Source organism: Flavobacterium sp. RSB2_4_14 (assembly GCF_051547085.1).
Lineage (GTDB): Bacteria > Bacteroidota > Bacteroidia > Flavobacteriales > Flavobacteriaceae > Flavobacterium.
The window spans coordinates 430,489-448,086 of record NZ_JBPTTL010000001.1; the positions used below are offsets into that span (position 1 = coordinate 430,489).

A 17,598-nucleotide genomic window follows, 5' to 3' on the forward strand; every position below is an offset into this window, starting at 1 on the left:
ACCTCTAACCTCGTAAATTTAAGGCACTTTATTACCCATACTTTCTGTCCAAATAGCGAACCAATCTACTTGTTCCAAATTTAATTCTACTGCTTTCATCAACGATTGAATTCGGGCAATATTTACTGTTCCTGCCACAGGAATTACTTTTGACGGATGTTTTAAAATCCAAGCCAATAAAATAGTATCAGATCCTAAATGGTATTTTTCAACCAACTGAACTAATAGTTTTTTCAAGCGACGTGTTTGTTCAATGTCTTCTCTAAAAACGGTTCCCAATGGATTCCACGACATGGGACGAATATTGTGCAATTGCATGTAATCAAAACTGCCGTCCAACATCGGTTCATGATGAGTTGCTGAAAACTGCACTTGGTTATAACTAATTTCGGTTTTTTGACGAAGTAGTTCGGTTTGAGATGCTGTAAAATTCGATACTCCAAAATCAATAATTTTACCTTCTTTTTTTAATTTTTCCACTGCTTCTGCAATTTCATCTGCTACCATCAATGGGCTTGGACGATGTAAAAGCAAAACATCTAAAAAATCGGTTTGCAAGTTCTTTAGTGAATTTTCCACCGACCAAATGATGTAGTTTTTTGAATAATCATAATGCTTGATGGTATTATTTCGTGCACCTATATTCTGAATACCACATTTTGAAACGAACTGTATTTTTTCTCTTGCTATTTTACTTTGGACAAACGCTTTTCCAAAATCGGCTTCGGTAGTGTAATTTCCATAAATATCAGCATGGTCAAAAGTGGTTATTTTATTCTCAACACACACATTAATTATGTGAGCCATTTCGTAAGTATTCAATTTTTTATCCCACATTCCCCAGTTCATCGTTCCGGCAATTATAGGTGAAAGTTTTGTTTGCATTTTGTTGTTTTTTTAATGGTGAATTTCTGGTGTTTTTAGATTTTGAATTTTTGAGAGAAATACTCTTTATTTTAGAAAAAAGCGCAAAATCAATTTCGGTCTTAAAATTATAAAAAGAAAATCATAAATCATCCTTAAAATTAGGATGTTTTATAAAGTTTTAACGGATTATTAACATCTTCTAAGGGATTAAATTTTGATTTTTGAAATGTTAAAATTTTGAACTTAATTGTACATCGTAAAAATAAAATTATGGAAGAAAATAGTACTGCTATTGACATAAGAGCAATCAATGAAAAAATCGAAAGAGAAAGTGCTTTTATCGATTTATTGACTATGGAAATGAATAAAGTAATCGTCGGTCAAAAACACATGATTGAACGTTTATTAATTGGGCTTTTGGGTCAAGGACATATTCTTCTTGAAGGAGTTCCGGGTTTGGCAAAAACTTTAGCCATAAACACTTTATCGCAAGCAGTTCACGGAAGTTTCAGTCGTATTCAGTTTACGCCCGATTTATTGCCTGCCGATGTTGTAGGAACAATGATTTACAACATTAAAGCCAACGAATTTTCCATAAAAAAAGGACCAATTTTCGCCAATTTCGTTCTTGCCGATGAGATAAATCGTGCTCCAGCCAAAGTACAATCAGCACTTTTGGAAGCGATGCAGGAAAAACAAGTAACTATTGGCGATACTACTTTCAAATTAGATAAGCCCTTTTTAGTTCTTGCCACTCAAAACCCTATTGAGCAAGAAGGAACATATCCTTTACCAGAAGCGCAAGTAGACCGTTTTATGCTAAAAACCGTGATTGATTATCCAAAAATGGATGAAGAGCGAATGGTTATTCGTCAAAATTTAAAAGGCGCTTACGAAAAAGTAAACCAAGTTGTTTCTGTAGACCAAATTCTCCGCGCTCAAGAAGCGGTTCGAGAAGTGTATATGGATGAAAAAATTGAAAAATATATTTTGGATATCGTTTTTGCCACACGTTTCCCTGAAAAATACAAATTAGAAAGTTTGAAACCACTAATTGGTTTTGGTGCTTCGCCTCGTGGAAGTATCAATTTAGCCAATGCTGCCAAATGCTATGCGTTTATCAAACGTCGTGGTTATGTAATTCCAGAAGATGTTCGTGCCGTGGTTCATGATGTATTGCGTCACAGAATAGGAATTACTTATGAAGCCGAAGCCGAAAACATTACTTCCGTTGACATCATCAACAAAATTGTAAATGAAATTGAAGTACCTTAAAGATTTTAGATTTTTGATGGCTGATTTTAGATTTAAGATCTGAAATCAACAATCGTTAATCAACAATCAACAATCCAATGGAAACAAAAGACCTTCTCAAAAAAGTTCGAAAAATAGAAATCAAAACTCGTAGATTGAGTGATCATATCTTCTCGGGCGAATATCATACTTCCTTTAAAGGTCGTGGAATGACTTTCTCAGAAGTGCGTCAATACCAATATGGCGATGATATTCGTGCCATCGATTGGAACGTAACCGCGCGTTATAATGAAGCACATGTAAAAGTTTTTGAAGAAGAACGCGAATTAACCATGATGTTGATGGTAGATATTTCGGGTTCAGAAAGTTTTGGAACCAAAAACCAGTTGAAAAGTGAAATTGTTACTGAAATAGCCGCAACAATGGCTTTTTCTGCCACGCAAAACAATGATAAAATTGGTTTGATATTATTTTCGGACCAAATCGAATTATACATTCCACCCAAAAAAGGAAAATCTCATGTATTGCGAATCATTCGTGAACTAATAGAATTTCAACCGAAAAGTAACAAAACCGATTTGTCGCAAGCTTTGAAATTTTTATCGGGAACACAAAAAAAGAAAGCGATAGTGTTTGTAATTTCAGATTTTATGGTCGAAGACGATTATGAGAAAACATTGAAAATTGCTTCTAAAAAACACGATGTAACCGGAATTCGAGTATATGATATTCGCGAAGAAAAAATACCAAACATTGGAATGGTCGAAATGGAAGATGCAGAAACCGGTGAGATATTGGTAGTCAATACGAGTTCCAAAAAAGCGCGTTTGAGTTACGAAAAAGAATACCAAAACAAAGTAAATTATTTTAAGGACATTTTTTCAAAATGTGGCTCAGGAACTGTAAATACACGTGTTGACGAAAGTTATGTGACAAAATTATTAAGTTATTTTAAATCACGCTAAGCAAACCCTTTCAGGGTTTTGAACCCTGAAAGGGTTAGAATTAAAGCAAATGAAAATTAAATTATACATATTATTTCTTCTATTATCAACCTCGCTTTTTGCTCAAAAAGTAACGACGTCTATTGATTCTACCAAGAAGAAAATTGGGGCAGAATTCAAACTGACTTTAAAAACAGATGTTGATACTTTTTCCAAAGTAAAATTTCCTAATGCGAAGTTTTTTGGTGCTTTAGAAGTAATCCAATCTTATAAAATAGACACCGTTAGAAATGGCGCTCGCTATGAACTGATAAAAAAATATGGATTAACTCAATTTGATAGTGGAAAATATACCATTCCAAGAATCCCTATTTTAATCAACGGCAAACCTTCCTTTTCTGATAGCATAAAAGTGGAAGTAAATGATGTAAAAGTCGATACCCTAAAACAGAAAATGTACGACATCAAAGACATTGCTGTTGTTGAAAGTCCGCTAGGAAATTGGTGGATATATCTTTTAGTTTTGATAGCTATTGGCGTTATTGGCTATTACGTTTACAAATTCATTAAGAAAAGACAAAATCAGGAAAAACCAGCCGAAATTGTTTTCAAAACACCAATAGAAAAAGCCACAACATTGTTACTCCAACTAGAAAGTAAAGAGCTATGGCAGAAAGGCGAAATCAAAAGCTATTATTCGGAATTAACAGATATTGCTAGAAATTATATTGAAGAAGAAATACACATTCCTGCTATGGAAAGTACCACTTCGGAGTTGATTGAAGGGTTGCGAAAAGCTGCCAAGCAAAAGAAACTAAAACTTACCAACGAAACCGTAGACAATCTTGAAAAGGTTTTAAAACAAGCCGATTTAGTAAAATTTGCCAAAGTAAAACCTCTTGATTATGAAATTGAAGAGGATAAAAAACGCATATCAAACACTATAGTAACCATTCACAAATCAATTCCTGAAGTTGTAGAAGAGAACGATGAGTTAGTACAATGGAATGAACAACAAAAAGAATTAGCACGTTTACAAAAACTAAAAAAACAGAAACGTGTTAGAATAATTACAACCATTGGAGTTGTTCTGGGAATGCTGATGATTTTTGTTTTGGGACTAATTTATTTCAAAGGTTTTGATTATGTAAAAGACAACTTCCTTGGTCATCCAACCAAAGAATTAGCAGAAGGCGAATGGGTTTATAGCGAATACGGAAATCCGGGTATAAAAATTGAAACACCAAAAGTTTTGAAAAGAATGGACGCTTCTAAAACACTTCCAAAAGATGCCGCAGCTCTAATCAAAGACATGCAACTTTTTGAATATGGAAGTATTTTAGATGATTTTTTTATTAATGTTTCTACGTTAAGTTACAAACAAGAAGTGCAACTAGATTTGGATAAAGGAGCAGAAGCATTTCTAAAATCATTGGAAAGTCAAGGCGCACAAAACATAATTGTAAAAACCGAAGACTTTGATACGCAACAAGGCATCAAAGGAAAAAAGGCCTATGGCACAATGACCGTTTTAGATAAAATTAAAGGCAAATCAACAAAAATGTACTACGAATTATTACTTTTTGGTCAAAATAATGGGTTGCAACAAATTCTAATTTTACATCGAGAAGATGATAAATATGGGCAACAAATTGGGGAAAGAATGTTGAATTCAGTTGAATTAAAATTAGCGCAATAATGTTTAAAGAAGTGAGTTTTTTAAATCCTGAATTTTTCTGGTTGTTTCTTTTACTTCCGGCAGCTATTGTTTGGCATTTTTTGAAAAGAAAACACCAATCCGCAACTTTAAAAATCAGTTCAGTAAAAGGTTTTAAAGCACAAAAATCATTAGCCGCTAAATTAAAACCCTATCTTTTTGTGTTGCGATTATTAGCTTTAAGCTCATTAATAATCGCAATGGCAAGACCAAGAAAAGTGGACATTAGCAGCCAAACAAAATCGACCAAAGGAATTGATATAGTTATGGCGATGGACGTTTCGGGAAGTATGCTTGCCAAAGATTTAAAACCAAACCGAATGGAAGCGCTAAAAAAAGTAGCCGCAACATTTGTTGAAGGAAGACCAAATGATAGAATTGGAATTGTGGTTTATGCTGCGGAAGCTTATACAAAAACTCCAGTAACAAGCGATAAAGCTGTGGTTCAAGAAGCGTTACAAAGCATAAAATATGACAATGTAATCCAAGATGGAACTGGAATTGGAATGGGTTTGACTACAGCCGTAAATCGATTGAAAGACAGTAAGGCCAAAAGTAAAGTGATTATTCTCTTAACAGACGGTGTTAACAATGCTGGATTTATTGAACCTGAAACGGCTTCGCAAATTGCTAAAGAATACGGAATAAAGGTTTACACCATTGGAATTGGAACCAATGGAAACGCCATGTTTCCTTATGCTTATGCGCCAAATGGAGGTTTTCTGTTCAAAATGATGCCGGTTGAAATTGACGTTAATTTATTGCAAGCGATTGCTCGAAATACAGGCGGAAAATATTACCGAGCCAATAGTAATGATAAATTAGAATCTATATACAACGAAATCAATAAGCTAGAAACAACAGAAATCGAAGAATTAAAATTCTATGATTATGAAGAAAAATTCAGGCCCTTTGTATGGTTTGCATTAGGATTGGTTTTAATAGAATTTGGTTTAAGAAATACTATTTACAGAAGTTTTATATAAAATAATTATGTACGAGTTAGAAGAAAAAGGGTATTTATATTTCTTGATTGTCATTCCAATATTGGCAATGCTTTTCTTGTATGTACAATATTGGAAAGGAAAAAAACAAAAGGAATTTGGCGATTTAGAATTATTAAAAAAATTAAGCCCAGAGAAATCAGTATTTAAACAAGTTTTAAAATTAGTGGTAATTCTTTTGGGGTTAACTTTTCTAATCATTGGATTGGTAAATCCAAAAATGGGAACCAAATTAGAAACTGTGAAACGAGAAGGAATAGATATTATTTTTGCCCTTGACGTTTCAAAAAGTATGTTGGCAGAAGATGTTGCACCAAGTAGATTGGAAAAAGGCAAACAACTGGTTTCACAAATTATCAATCAATTAGGCAGTGACCGAATAGGAATTATTGCCTATTCTGGTAGTGCATTTCCTGTTTTACCCATTACATCTGATTATGGTGTGGCAAAAATGTTTTTGCAAAGCATGAATCCCGGTATGATTTCAGCACAAGGAACATCAATTGACCAAGCCATTACTTTAGCCACTACATTTATTGATAAAAAAGACAAAACGAATAAATTGCTCATCATCATTACTGACGGTGAAGACCATTCAGAAAGTTCTCAAGATGCCGCTGAAGAAGCAAAAAAATTAGGTTTAAAAATTCTAACAATAGGTGTTGGAACAGAAAAAGGTGGACCAATTCCATTAAAAAGAAATGGCGTTGTAGAAACATTTCAAAGAGACCAAAACGAAGAAGTGGTAATCACCAAAAGAAATGCAGAAGTTTTAAAAACAATTGCCAAAAGTGCCAATGGTGGCTATGTAGACGGTAATTCAACAAAAACCGTTTTGGATTATGTAAAAAATGCGTTGGATAATATTCAAAAAACAGAATTTGAAAGCACACAAATGGCCGATTTTAAATCGCAATTTCAATGGTTTTTGGGCTTTGGTTTTTTCCTTTTATTTTTAGATATTTTCCTTTTGGAAAGAAAAACAAAATGGGTGAAGAAAATGAACCTATTTAACGAAAAAGAATAAATGAAAAAGATACTTTTATATAGTTTTATTTTGCTTTCTTTTGCATTAAATGCTCAAGTAAAGGATAAAAATTTGCCAAAAGGAAACGACTCCTTTGAAGAAAAAAAATACGATGATGCCGAAGCCGAATATCGAATTTCGGAATCTAAAAATCCGAAAAAAGCGATTGCTTCCTATAATTTAGGAAATGCTATTTACAGACAAAATCAAACGAGTGAAGCTAAATATCATTATGCGAAAGCATTAAAAACGGCCAAAAAAAGAGATGAAAAACACAATGCCTTTCACAACATTGGAAATACATTTATGAAAGACAAAGATTATTCTAATGCAGTTGAAGCCTATAAAAATGCCTTGCGAAATAATCCCGAAGACGAGCAAACAAGATACAACTATGCTTTGGCAAAAAAAATGCTGAAAGAAAATCCGCCAAAGAAAAACGACGATAAAGGCAAAGACAAGAAAAATCAAAAAGAAGACCAAAAAAAGAAAGACGATAAAGACAAAGGAAAAGACAAGGACAAAGACAAAGAACAAAAAGAAAAAGACAACCAAGACGGGAAAAACGATAAAAAAGACAACAAAGACCAAAATCAAGGAAAGCCACAACCTCAACCTGGTGGCGTTTCCAAAGAAAGATTACAAAATTTACTTGATGCTGTGAACAATGAAGAGAAAAAAGTTCAGGACAAGGTAAATAAACAAAAAGTGCAAGCCAATCCTAAAAAAGCAGAAAAAGATTGGTAATGTTTTAGAATAAACAATTTGAAAAGAAATTATGAAAAAAGTAATTGTTTTACTGCTGCTATTATTTGGAAGTTCTCTCTTGGCTCAAGTTCAGTTTGAGGCCAAAGTGAGTAAGAATACTTTGGGGTTAAATGAAAGACTTCGAATAGAATTCACCATGAATGCTGATGGCGATAATTTTAGTCCACCAAATTTTGAACAAAGCGGTTTTAAAGTGGTTGGCGGACCAAGTCAATCGGTAAGTCAATCTTGGATCAACGGAAAAAGTACGTTCAATAAATCCTATATCTACATTTTACTGCCAACACAAAAAGGCGCTTTAACCATCAAACAAGCAGCTATTGAAATTAATGGACAGATATATAAAACAATGCCCGTTAAAATAAATGTTACTAATGCTGTTGAATTGCCAAAAGATCCCAATGAAATGCCTGCTATCAGTGCGGACGACAACATTTATTTAGTAGCCGATATATCAAAATCAAATCCTTATCTCAACGAACCAATTACGGTAGTTTACAAACTCTATTTTAGTTTTAACATCGGAATTTCCAATTGGCGTGAGCTAAATAAACCCAAATACAATGACTTTTGGAGCCAAAATATCGACATCAAACAACTCGTAGCGCAAGAAGGTATGTTCAAAGGAGAACGTTACCGTTATGTAGTGTTGCGAAAAACGGTTTTATATCCACAAAAATCGGGTAAGCTAGAAATCGAACCGCTGACATTGGATATTGATTGCCAAGTTCCAACCAACAGAAGAAATTTTTGGGGACAAGCTGTGATGACTGAAGATAACAAACGGGTTTCAGCTGGAAGCAAAGTTATTAATGTTAAACCGTTACCAGAGTCTGGCAAACCTGAAGATTTTTCGGGTGCTGTAGGACGTTTTGATTTTAAAGTAATTCCCTCCAAAACAGTTTTGAAAAATGGTGAATCACTAGATTTAAATGTAAGTGTAACGGGAACAGGAAACCTAAAATTATTCACCTTACCAAAACCAGTTTTACCTGCGGCTTTGGAGATGTATGATCCAGTGCATGATGAAAATGTGTCAACACCATTAACCGGAATGACTGGAAAAATTTCTGATAAATACACTATAATCCCTCAATATAAAGGCAATTATCAAATAAAACCATTGCGATTTACCTATTTTGATTTAAGCTCAAATAGTTATAAAACCATAACTTCTCAACCCGTAACAATCAACGTTATGGATGGACCAAGTATAGCGAGTTCCGAAAAAACAAATCCAAATGCTTCCACAAAAACCGAAGTAGAAATTACCAAAACATTTGCCTACAACAAACAAAAAACCGTATTGAAATCAATGGAAAAAGAAGATTTCATTGGTTCGGGATTGTTCTATTCACTGGTGTTTTTACCGTTTTTAGCCATTCCATTTTTAATAATTGGGAAACGACGTAAAGAAGCGTCTGACAATGACGTTTTTGGAAACAAAATCAAAAAGTCAAATGCTTTAGCCAAAAAATATTTATCGGAAGCCAAAAAACATTTGGGCAACAAAGAACCTTTTTACATTGCTCTTGAAAAAGCAATGCACAATTTCTTGAAAGCTAAAATACATATTGAAACCTCAGAAATGAGTAAAGAAAAAATATCCGAAATATTACAAGCTAGAAATGCACAATTAGATACTATTTCTGAATTTATAATGCTAACCGAAAACTGCGAATTTGCCCGTTATGCGCCATCATCTGAAACGGCAATTCAGCAGGATTTTGACAAAGCAGTAACTATAATTTCTGCATTAGAAAAGCAAATAAAATAATACGCCATCATGAAAAAAATGTTCCTATTATTATTATTCGTTTCCAAAGTATTTTGGGCACAAACTGCTTTTGAACAAGGTAATCAATACTACCAAAAAGAAAATTATCAAGCAGCGATTTCGAGTTTTGAAAGTATCATAAACTCAGGAAAACAATCGGCTGAAGTCTATTTTAATTTGGGAAATTGCTATTACAAATTACATAAAGTAGCACCAGCCATTTACAATTATGAAAAAGCATTATTGCTTAGTCCAAATGATTCTGAAATAAAAACAAATCTTGATTTTGCCCGTAAAATGGCAATCGATGATATCAAAGTCGTTCCCAAAGTAGGTTTCGACAAACTCCTAGCCGATTTTACCTCAAAATATTATTATGATACTTGGGCTTGGATAGCGGTGGTTTTTGCCTTCTTGTTTTTAGCTTTTTTTGCAGGTTATTATTTTTCACAAAGAACAGTTATGAAACGTATATTCTTTTTTGGAATGTTCCTATGGTTATTTGGAGTTTTCCTAAGTTCAGCTTCTGGATTTTATGAAAAAAGTAGAAATGAAAATGAAAAACCAGCCATCGTTTTTGCAGAAACTGCGCCTGTAAAAAGCGAACCAAAAAATTCAAGCACCGATGCTTTTGTGCTTCACGAAGGAACCAAAGTGTACGTTCTAGAAAGCATAGCCAATTGGAAAAAAGTAGCTCTTACTGATGAAACTACAGGTTGGATTGAAGAAAGTGCCATTAAGGAGATTAAGAATTAATTAATGTTCAGTGTTCAGTAATTAGTGTTCAGTATCGTTATCTTTGCAAACTAATTTTGATATCGATTTAATCCTTCAAAAATCTTAAATCGTTAATCAACAATCATAATTCACGTGTCAAGAGACGAACAATTAAAAAACCGCTGGAACAAAGTCGTTGAAATCCTTTCCAATCAGTTTGCTGAAGGAGATATTTTGGATTTAGACGCCATTATATATTTAATCGGAGTACAAGAATTGGGGAAAGTACACCAAACTTTCAAAAAAGACGAAAAACTCAACCTGATGCACATTGCCATTTGCCGTTTACTCGAACCTTATGGTTACTACGAATTTGATTATATAGATAAAGAAGGTTGGCCTCATTACAATGTAAAAGAGGAATTGCCACCGCTAAAAGCAGGGGAACAATCGGTTTTGATGAAAGAAGCAATTGTAAATTATTTTCTAGAAAGAGAAGTGATAGATTGATGATTTAAGATTAACGAAGGAAGATTTTAGAAGTTTTTTTTAAATCAGCTATCAGCAATCGCTAATCATCATTCAAAAATCAGAACTTTTCCCTAAATTTGCACCTTTACAAAAATGACCATGATAGACAAGATTAAAGAATATATAGCCGAAGCCGATGCTTTTCAATCGGATAACGCAGCCGATTTAGAGCAATTTCGTATCAAATATTTGGGCAGCAAAGGCTTGCTAAAAGATTTGTTTGCCGAATTTAAAAACGTGCCAAATGACCAAAAAAAGGAATTTGGACAAGTGATTAATACGCTTAAAAATACTTGCGAGGAAAAAGTAAAAACCATTCTAGAATCTTTAGAAAGTAAAGTCGAAAGTATTGGTGTTTACGGCGATTTAACGCGACCTTCTGAACCTGTAACTATTGGTTCTCGTCATCCTATTTCGTTAGTAAAAAATCAAATAATCGATATTTTTTCCACCATCGGGTTTAACGTTTCTGAAGGTCCAGAAATTGAAGACGATTGGCATAATTTCACTGCCTTAAACTTACCCGAATATCATCCTGCAAGAGATATGCAGGATACTTTTTTCATCCAAACCAATCCTGATGTGTTATTGCGCACGCATACTTCATCAGTGCAAGTGCGTTATATGGAAAACAACAAACCTCCAATTCGTACAATTTCTCCAGGTAGAGTTTTCCGTAATGAAGCGGTTTCATCGCGTTCACATTGTATTTTTCACCAAGTTGAAGGGTTGTATATTGACAAAGATGTTTCGTTTGCCGATTTGAAGCAAACACTTTTATATTTTACCAAAGAAATGTTTGGTAAATCCAAAATCCGATTACGTCCAAGTTATTTCCCTTTTACAGAACCAAGTGCTGAAGTAGATATATATTGGGGATTAAAAACCGAAACCGATTACAGAATTACCAAAGGAACAGGTTGGTTGGAAATCATGGGTTGCGGAATGGTTGACCCAAATGTTTTGAAAAACTGTGGTATCAATCCAGAAGAGTACAACGGTTTTGCCTTTGGAATGGGAATTGAGAGAATAGCTATGTTGTTATATCAAATTGGAGATATTAGAATGTTTTATGAAAACGATGTGCGTTTCTTAGAGCAATTTAAATCGAGTATATAGATAAGGTTAAAAAGGGATAAGGGAAAAGTTAAAAGCTAATTTCTTATCCCTTATTTCTAAACCCTTTTCACTTAAAATAATGAAAAAAGATATCCAAATCCCAAAAGTAGAAAACGTTTTCCTTGCTGCCGTTCAAGAATGGAGCGATGATTTTATGGAAAAGGTTTGGTATGTTTATCTGGTGAACGATTCTGACTATGATTTAGAGAGCGTAATGGTCGTTTCCAAAGCTTTTGGCACTCTAGATGGCGAAATGAAAAAAACGTCGCTCTTGCGTCACGCTTTCTTTAAAATTCCTGCTGTTTCTGTAGAAAAAATAGAATTACTAGAAAACGATGTGTTACGTTTGAACAACGAGTTTATGGTAACGTATTTCATAGGTAGCACTTTGTATGATAAAAAATTCATTTTCAAAGCACAATCCATCACTCCTGATTATGTGGAAGAAGTCCCAATTTTATTTGTAGATGGTGTAATTGTTAGGTGATTATTGATTGTTTTGTTCCTTTTTTATTTTAGCTTTCCAATTAAAATACCCTAAAACAAAAATTCCAACAACTATATATCCAGTAACTTTAATTAAAAAATTCGGGTTAGTTATTTGTGTCAAAAAAGATTTTTCATTAAGCTCAAACAAAACACTGAAAATGGTCATGAACAAACCCCAAAACCCACCTGTTTTTAACTGATATTTCCACCTTTCACTCATCTTAATCCAATTTCTCAGTTAATTTCTTAAATACCGCTTTTGCGTCTTTCCCTTCATACAAAATGGCATAAACGGCATCAATAATGGGCGTATTAGCTTTGTATTCTTGGTTTAACTTATACGCGCTTTTTACGGCATAATACCCTTCCGCAATCATGCTCATTTCCATTTGTGCTGATTGAACGGTATATCCTTTTCCAATCATATTTCCAAACATTCGATTTCTAGAAAAAACAGAATAGCCCGTTACTAATAAATCGCCTAAATAAGCTGAATTATTAATATTTCGCTTCATCTTATGCACTTTGCGAATGAACTTTTTCATCTCACGAATGGCATTACTCATAATCACGGATTGAAAGTTATCTCCATAACCCAATCCGTGAGCAATTCCGGCAGCAATAGCATAAATATTTTTTAACATCGCGGCATATTCGGTTCCGATAATATCATCTGAAATTTTGGTTTTGATATAATTTCCTGCCAATACTTTGGCCATTATTTTTGCTTTATTTGAATCGCCACAAGCAATTGTTAAATAGGAAAGTCGTTCTAAAGCTACTTCTTCTGCATGACATGGACCAGTTATTACACCAATATTTTCAAAAGGAATATCAAATTTTTTATTGAAATGTTCACCAACAATTAGGAATGTTTCGGGAACAATACCTTTTATAGCAGAGAAAATTACTTTGTCTTTCAAGCTTTCTGTAAGTTTTGCTAATTCAGCACTTAAAAACGCCGAAGGAATGGCAAAAATGAGATAATCAGCATAAGCTACCGCTTCATTAATGTCTGAGGTTAGTTTTAACTTTTTTACATCAAATTCAACTGAGCTTAAATAATTTGGATTATGATGATGTGTTTTGATATGCTCAACGGCATCTTCATTTCGCATATACCAGGCAATCTCGGGTAAATTTACGCAAAGCATTTTGGCAATTGCTGTAGCCCAACTTCCACCGCCAATAACTGCAAACTTAGGGGAATCGTTCATTGTATGTTTGTTTGAGAAATCAAAAATACTGATTTTTTGATGGTTTAAAGTTGGAAATAAAAAAAAGCGTCCAAAAATCAATTTCGAACGCTATTTCTATTTCTCTTATCTGGAATTATTAATAACTCAATTCTACTATTTCTCTAACTTTTTCTAAAGTGATGTTTTGTTTTTCGCCTAATGCTTTCCAACCTCTTTCTGTGAAACGATTGACAATAAAATCTGCCGTGTTGGTATAGTCATTTGTGTTTTCTGAAAGTTTAGTTTTCATTCCCATAGTATGAAAGAAATCGACTGTTTTTTCAATGGCTTTCTCGGCTTTCTCATCGATTGAATTTCCGGTAATTTGCCAAACTCTTTCACCATATTGAGCCAATTTTTCTTTTTTAGTTTCAAACATTACTTTATATAAACTTGGTGCAATAATTGCCAAAGTTCTGGCATGATCAATTTCGTATAAAGCGGTTAATTCGTGGCCAATCATGTGAGTTGCCCAATCGGATGGAACACCTTTTTGAATTAATCCATTTAGCGCCATAGTAGCGCACCAAACGTAATTTGAAGCCAATTTGTAATCACTAGGATTTTCAACAACTGCTGGACCAACTTCAATTAGGGTTTGCAAAATACCTTCTGCTATTCGGTCTTGAAGCATGGCATCGTGAGGATATGTCAAATATTGCTCCATAACATGGGTAAAGGCATCAATAATTCCGTTTTGAATTTGTCTTTTTGGTAACGAAACAATCACCGTTGGGTCAACAATGGAAAAAATGGGGAACAAAGCGCTTCCACCAAGTGTTAGTTTTTCTTGCGTTGCTTCAATAGTAACCACAGCACCCGAATTCATTTCGGAACCTGTAGCCGGCAATGTCAACACAGTTCCAAACGGAATAACTTTTGATTTATCTTTAAATAAAATTTTCTTTTTTAAAATATCAATTGCATCGCCTTCATAATGCACCGCGCCTGAAATAAATTTTACTCCGTCAATCACACTTCCGCCACCAACAGCCAATATAAAATCAATCTTTTGGTCACGAATAATTTGAACCGCTTTCATCAAGGTTTCAAAACGTGGATTGGGTTCGATGCCGCCAAATTCAATGATATCGTATCCTTTTAAAGCTGTAGTTACTGCTTCGTGAACGCCATTTTTAAAGATACTTCCGCCTCCATAAGCCAATAAAACTTTCGCTTCTTTTGGAACTAATGTAGCTAGTTTTTCTGTTTGTCCTTTGCCAAAAATATAGTTGGTAGGATTGTATAATTCGAAATTTAACATGGTGATTTTGTTTTAGAACACAAATTTACAAAACAGTTACTGGTACAATTGGTAAAGTAATGTTAAGTTGTTGTTATTTGAAAAACTTTGCTATTTCTGTATGATTATTTGATATGCAAGTAATCAGATATTGATTTTCTTCTTTTTCGAAGAAAATGTACCAAGTTGTTCTTGAATTACTTTTGTAAAAAATATAGTAAGAACCTAAATGAAATAAAGGTAAAGGAGTTAATTTATGAGGAAATGATTGAATGTTTTGGTCAATAAAATCAATTATGTTGTCTTTGTATTCAATAGCATTTTCTACATAACTGAAATAATCTTCTTTGTAAAGAATGTAAATTAAATTGTTTAAAAAATTTTCTACTTCAATTTTATAGAAGATTTTTATTTCTTCCATTCTAAAGATTTAATGAATTCCGTAGTTCTTTGTTTAAACTCTTCGGAAGAAATGGCGGATTTAATTTCTTTTTTGAAATTAAAAGAGTTGTGAGTTTTTCTAAAATTATCAATTTGATCAATTAATGTTTTGTCTTCTATTGAAGAAATCCAATTAATTAGTTCCGATTTTTTTGCAGCAACACTCATATTATCAAAAGTTTAATCAAATTTATAAAATATTTTTAAAATAATAGGATTTACCTCCTGTATAAATTATTATGATCTACATATTCCCAAACATTATTTGGTAATAACGGACGAATATTTTTTTTGTTTTTAATGTTTTCACGAATGAAAGTGGAAGAAATCTCTACTATTGGCGCATCGATTTTGTGAATGCGAGGATGATTATTTAAATCCAAATTTTCGGCTTCTTCAGAAACCCTAGGATAAATATAAATATCGTGGTGTTGTAAAATGTAATCGTAGTTTTTCCATTTGTGGAACGATTTCAAATTGTCTTCACCCATGATTAGAGAAAACACATGTTGCGGATATTTTTCGAGTAAATGTGCTAACGTATTTACAGTATAATTAGGCTGTGGTAATTTGAATTCAATGTCCGAAGGTTTAATTTTTGGATAGTCTTCAGTAGCTAGATTAACTAAATGCAAGCGCTGATAATCATCTAACAAAGTATTCTTTTGTTTATGAGGATTGTGAGGCGTTACAACCATCCAAATTTGCTCCAAATCAGAATGCTCAGCCATATGATTAGCAATAATCAAATGTCCAACATGAATGGGATTAAATGTGCCGAAATATAGACCGATTTTCATTTTTTTGTTTCACAATGTTTCACAGAGTTTTTCACAACGTTTCACGAAGTTTTGTGTGACTTTGTGAAAAACTTTGAACGACTTTGTGCTATAATTTTATTTAGAAATAAATTCTTTCACCAACTCATACGCTTCTGCCTTAGCTACATCCAAATCATAATTCTTAATAATCGTGTCAAATTGTGGTGCAGTTGCTAATTCAACATGAGCTTTTGCGATACGCATATTGATTTTATCATCGGTTTCTGTGGAACGTTCTTTCAAGCGACGTTTTAGTTCATCAACACTTGGTGGTTTTACAAAAACAGCTAAGGTTTCTTCAGGGAATTTATGCTTGATCCGTAATCCGCCAGCTACATCAATATCAAAAATTACATTTTTGCCTTTGGCCCAAATTCGCTCTACTTCACTTTTCAATGTGCCATAAAAATTATCTCGATACACTTCTTCCCATTCTATAAAATCTTCGGCTTTGATGTGTTTTTTAAAATCAGCAATCGACATGAAATAATAATCTTTCCCATCAATTTCTTCACCACGTGGCTCACGTGTTGCAGCCGAAATGGAAAACTCCAAATTCAATTCGGGTTGTGCCAATAAATGCCTAACGATGGTAGTTTTTCCGGATCCTGATGGTGCTGAGAATACTAATAATTTTCCTTTATTCATTCTTATTTTTTTTGCCACGAATTACACAAATTAGCACGAATTAATTTGTGAAAATTTGTGTAATTCGTGGCTAAGTTTTACAAAACATTCAAAACCTGTTCCTTAATTTTCTCCAACTCATCTTTCATCATCACAACCAATTTTTGCATTTCGGAATGGTTGGATTTTGAACCCATAGTATTGATTTCTCGACCCATTTCTTGCGTAATGAAACCTAGTTTTCTTCCGTTAGCTTCTGTTCCTGCTATGGTTTCGATGAAATAGTTTAAATGGTTTTCCAATCGCACTTTTTCTTCGGTGATGTCATATTTTTCGAGGTAAAAAATCAATTCTTGCTCAAAACGATTTTCGTCAACATTTTCTTTTAATTCATCAAGCGCAGTTCTCAATCTAGTTTTTACTGTTGTTACTCGTTCAGCATCATATGAAACCGCGTTATTCATTAATGTCATGATATTAGCAATACGATGTAAAAATTCTTTTTCCAAAGAAACACCTTCGTCAATCCTAAACTGAACCATATTGTTCAGTGCTTCATCAATCACGGTTTGTATTTGTTTCCACTCGTTTTCGTCAATTTCGTCGCGTTCTGTTTTTAGTGCATCTGGCATTCTCACTGCCATTTTCATCAATTCGGTTTCATCAGCATTCGGAATTACAGCTTTCATTTGGGCAATATATCCTTTTACAATTGGCACATTGATTTTAGACGAAGTTTCTTCGCCTGTCACCTCAACATACAACGAAAAATCGATTTTTCCTCGTTCTAGTCGTTGCGAGAGTTGATTGCGCAAGCCCAATTCCATTTCTCTAAAAACAGATGGCATACGCGTGTTTAAATCCAAACCTTTACTATTTAGTGATTTGATTTCTACGGTAATCTTTTTGGTTGGTAATTGCAAAGTGGCTTTCCCAAAACCCGTCATTGATTGTATCATTCGATTATTTTATTGACTTCAAATATAATTAAAAGTTAGCAGTTGCAGTTTACAG

General features: G+C 33.6%; 19 protein-coding genes. 11 read left to right on the forward strand and 8 right to left on the reverse strand.

Annotation, left to right across the window (positions count from 1 at the left end):
* Nucleotides 1-18: 18 nt before the first annotated feature.
* Nucleotides 19-885, reverse strand: coding sequence for an aldo/keto reductase (locus ACSVH2_RS01920; RefSeq protein ID WP_438091474.1), 867 nt, complete (start codon nt 883-885; stop codon nt 19-21).
* 252 nt (nt 886-1,137) lie between these two features.
* Here ACSVH2_RS01920 and ACSVH2_RS01925 point away from each other — a divergent pair, with 252 nt between their 5' ends.
* From ACSVH2_RS01925 to ACSVH2_RS01975, 11 genes are all read left to right on the forward strand, one after another.
* Nucleotides 1,138-2,142 (forward strand): AAA family ATPase, encoded by a 1,005-nt coding sequence (locus ACSVH2_RS01925; protein ID WP_438091475.1) that lies wholly within the window; start codon nt 1,138-1,140, stop codon nt 2,140-2,142.
* A 77-nt stretch (nt 2,143-2,219) separates the two neighbouring features.
* Nucleotides 2,220-3,086, forward strand: coding sequence for a DUF58 domain-containing protein (locus tag ACSVH2_RS01930; protein ID WP_438091476.1), 867 nt, complete (start codon nt 2,220-2,222; stop codon nt 3,084-3,086).
* A 49-nt stretch (nt 3,087-3,135) separates the two neighbouring features.
* Nucleotides 3,136-4,764, forward strand: coding sequence for a hypothetical protein (locus tag ACSVH2_RS01935; RefSeq protein WP_438091477.1), 1,629 nt, complete (start codon nt 3,136-3,138; stop codon nt 4,762-4,764).
* Nucleotides 4,764-5,768: a vWA domain-containing protein gene (locus ACSVH2_RS01940; protein ID WP_438091478.1), complete on the forward strand. Its 1,005-nt coding sequence runs from the start codon at nt 4,764-4,766 to the stop codon at nt 5,766-5,768. The genes ACSVH2_RS01935 and ACSVH2_RS01940 overlap by 1 nt, the downstream gene beginning before the upstream one ends.
* A gap of 7 nt (nt 5,769-5,775) precedes the next feature.
* Entirely contained in the window at nt 5,776-6,813 is a 1,038-nt protein-coding gene (locus ACSVH2_RS01945; protein WP_438091479.1) for a VWA domain-containing protein, read from the forward strand.
* On the forward strand, nt 6,814-7,560 hold the full coding sequence (locus ACSVH2_RS01950) for a tetratricopeptide repeat protein (protein WP_438091480.1): 747 nt from the start codon (nt 6,814-6,816) through the stop codon (nt 7,558-7,560).
* 31 nt (nt 7,561-7,591) lie between these two features.
* Entirely contained in the window at nt 7,592-9,358 is a 1,767-nt protein-coding gene (locus tag ACSVH2_RS01955; protein WP_438091481.1) for a BatD family protein, read from the forward strand.
* A gap of 9 nt (nt 9,359-9,367) precedes the next feature.
* Entirely contained in the window at nt 9,368-10,114 is a 747-nt protein-coding gene (locus ACSVH2_RS01960; protein ID WP_438091482.1) for a tetratricopeptide repeat protein, read from the forward strand.
* Between the two features lie 114 nt (nt 10,115-10,228).
* Nucleotides 10,229-10,585, forward strand: a complete 357-nt coding sequence (locus ACSVH2_RS01965; protein ID WP_438091483.1) for a hypothetical protein — start codon at nt 10,229-10,231, stop codon at nt 10,583-10,585.
* A gap of 120 nt (nt 10,586-10,705) precedes the next feature.
* Nucleotides 10,706-11,725 (forward strand): phenylalanine--tRNA ligase subunit alpha, encoded by a 1,020-nt coding sequence (gene pheS, locus ACSVH2_RS01970; RefSeq protein WP_438091484.1) that lies wholly within the window; start codon nt 10,706-10,708, stop codon nt 11,723-11,725.
* A 79-nt stretch (nt 11,726-11,804) separates the two neighbouring features.
* Complete coding sequence (locus ACSVH2_RS01975) at nt 11,805-12,212, forward strand: hypothetical protein (RefSeq protein ID WP_438091485.1); 408 nt, start codon at nt 11,805-11,807, stop codon at nt 12,210-12,212.
* A gap of 223 nt (nt 12,213-12,435) precedes the next feature.
* Here the strand turns inward: ACSVH2_RS01975 and ACSVH2_RS01980 are convergent, their stop codons facing one another.
* The 7 genes from ACSVH2_RS01980 to ACSVH2_RS02010 form a co-directional block, all read right to left on the reverse strand.
* The gene (locus tag ACSVH2_RS01980) at nt 12,436-13,431 is read right to left on the reverse strand and encodes an NAD(P)H-dependent glycerol-3-phosphate dehydrogenase (protein ID WP_438091486.1); all 996 of its coding nucleotides are present in this window, start codon (nt 13,429-13,431) and stop codon (nt 12,436-12,438) included.
* A gap of 118 nt (nt 13,432-13,549) precedes the next feature.
* Nucleotides 13,550-14,716, reverse strand: coding sequence for an iron-containing alcohol dehydrogenase (locus ACSVH2_RS01985; protein ID WP_438091487.1), 1,167 nt, complete (start codon nt 14,714-14,716; stop codon nt 13,550-13,552).
* Between the two features lie 73 nt (nt 14,717-14,789).
* Nucleotides 14,790-15,116 carry a hypothetical protein gene (locus ACSVH2_RS01990; protein WP_438091488.1) on the reverse strand — a complete coding sequence of 109 codons (327 nt, stop codon included), beginning with the start codon at nt 15,114-15,116 and terminating at the stop codon, nt 14,790-14,792.
* Nucleotides 15,104-15,304, reverse strand: a complete 201-nt coding sequence (locus tag ACSVH2_RS01995; RefSeq protein WP_438091489.1) for a hypothetical protein — start codon at nt 15,302-15,304, stop codon at nt 15,104-15,106. Before ACSVH2_RS01995 ends, ACSVH2_RS01990 begins: the two co-directional genes overlap by 13 nt.
* Nucleotides 15,305-15,354: 50 nt before the next feature.
* Nucleotides 15,355-15,936 (reverse strand): nicotinate (nicotinamide) nucleotide adenylyltransferase, encoded by a 582-nt coding sequence (gene nadD / locus ACSVH2_RS02000; RefSeq protein WP_438091490.1) that lies wholly within the window; start codon nt 15,934-15,936, stop codon nt 15,355-15,357.
* A gap of 96 nt (nt 15,937-16,032) precedes the next feature.
* Nucleotides 16,033-16,605, reverse strand: a complete 573-nt coding sequence (gene gmk / locus ACSVH2_RS02005) for a guanylate kinase (protein WP_438091491.1) — start codon at nt 16,603-16,605, stop codon at nt 16,033-16,035.
* Nucleotides 16,606-16,682: 77 nt separating this feature from the next.
* Nucleotides 16,683-17,543, reverse strand: coding sequence for a YicC/YloC family endoribonuclease (locus tag ACSVH2_RS02010; protein ID WP_438091492.1), 861 nt, complete (start codon nt 17,541-17,543; stop codon nt 16,683-16,685).
* Between the last annotated feature and the right edge of the window lie 55 nt (nt 17,544-17,598).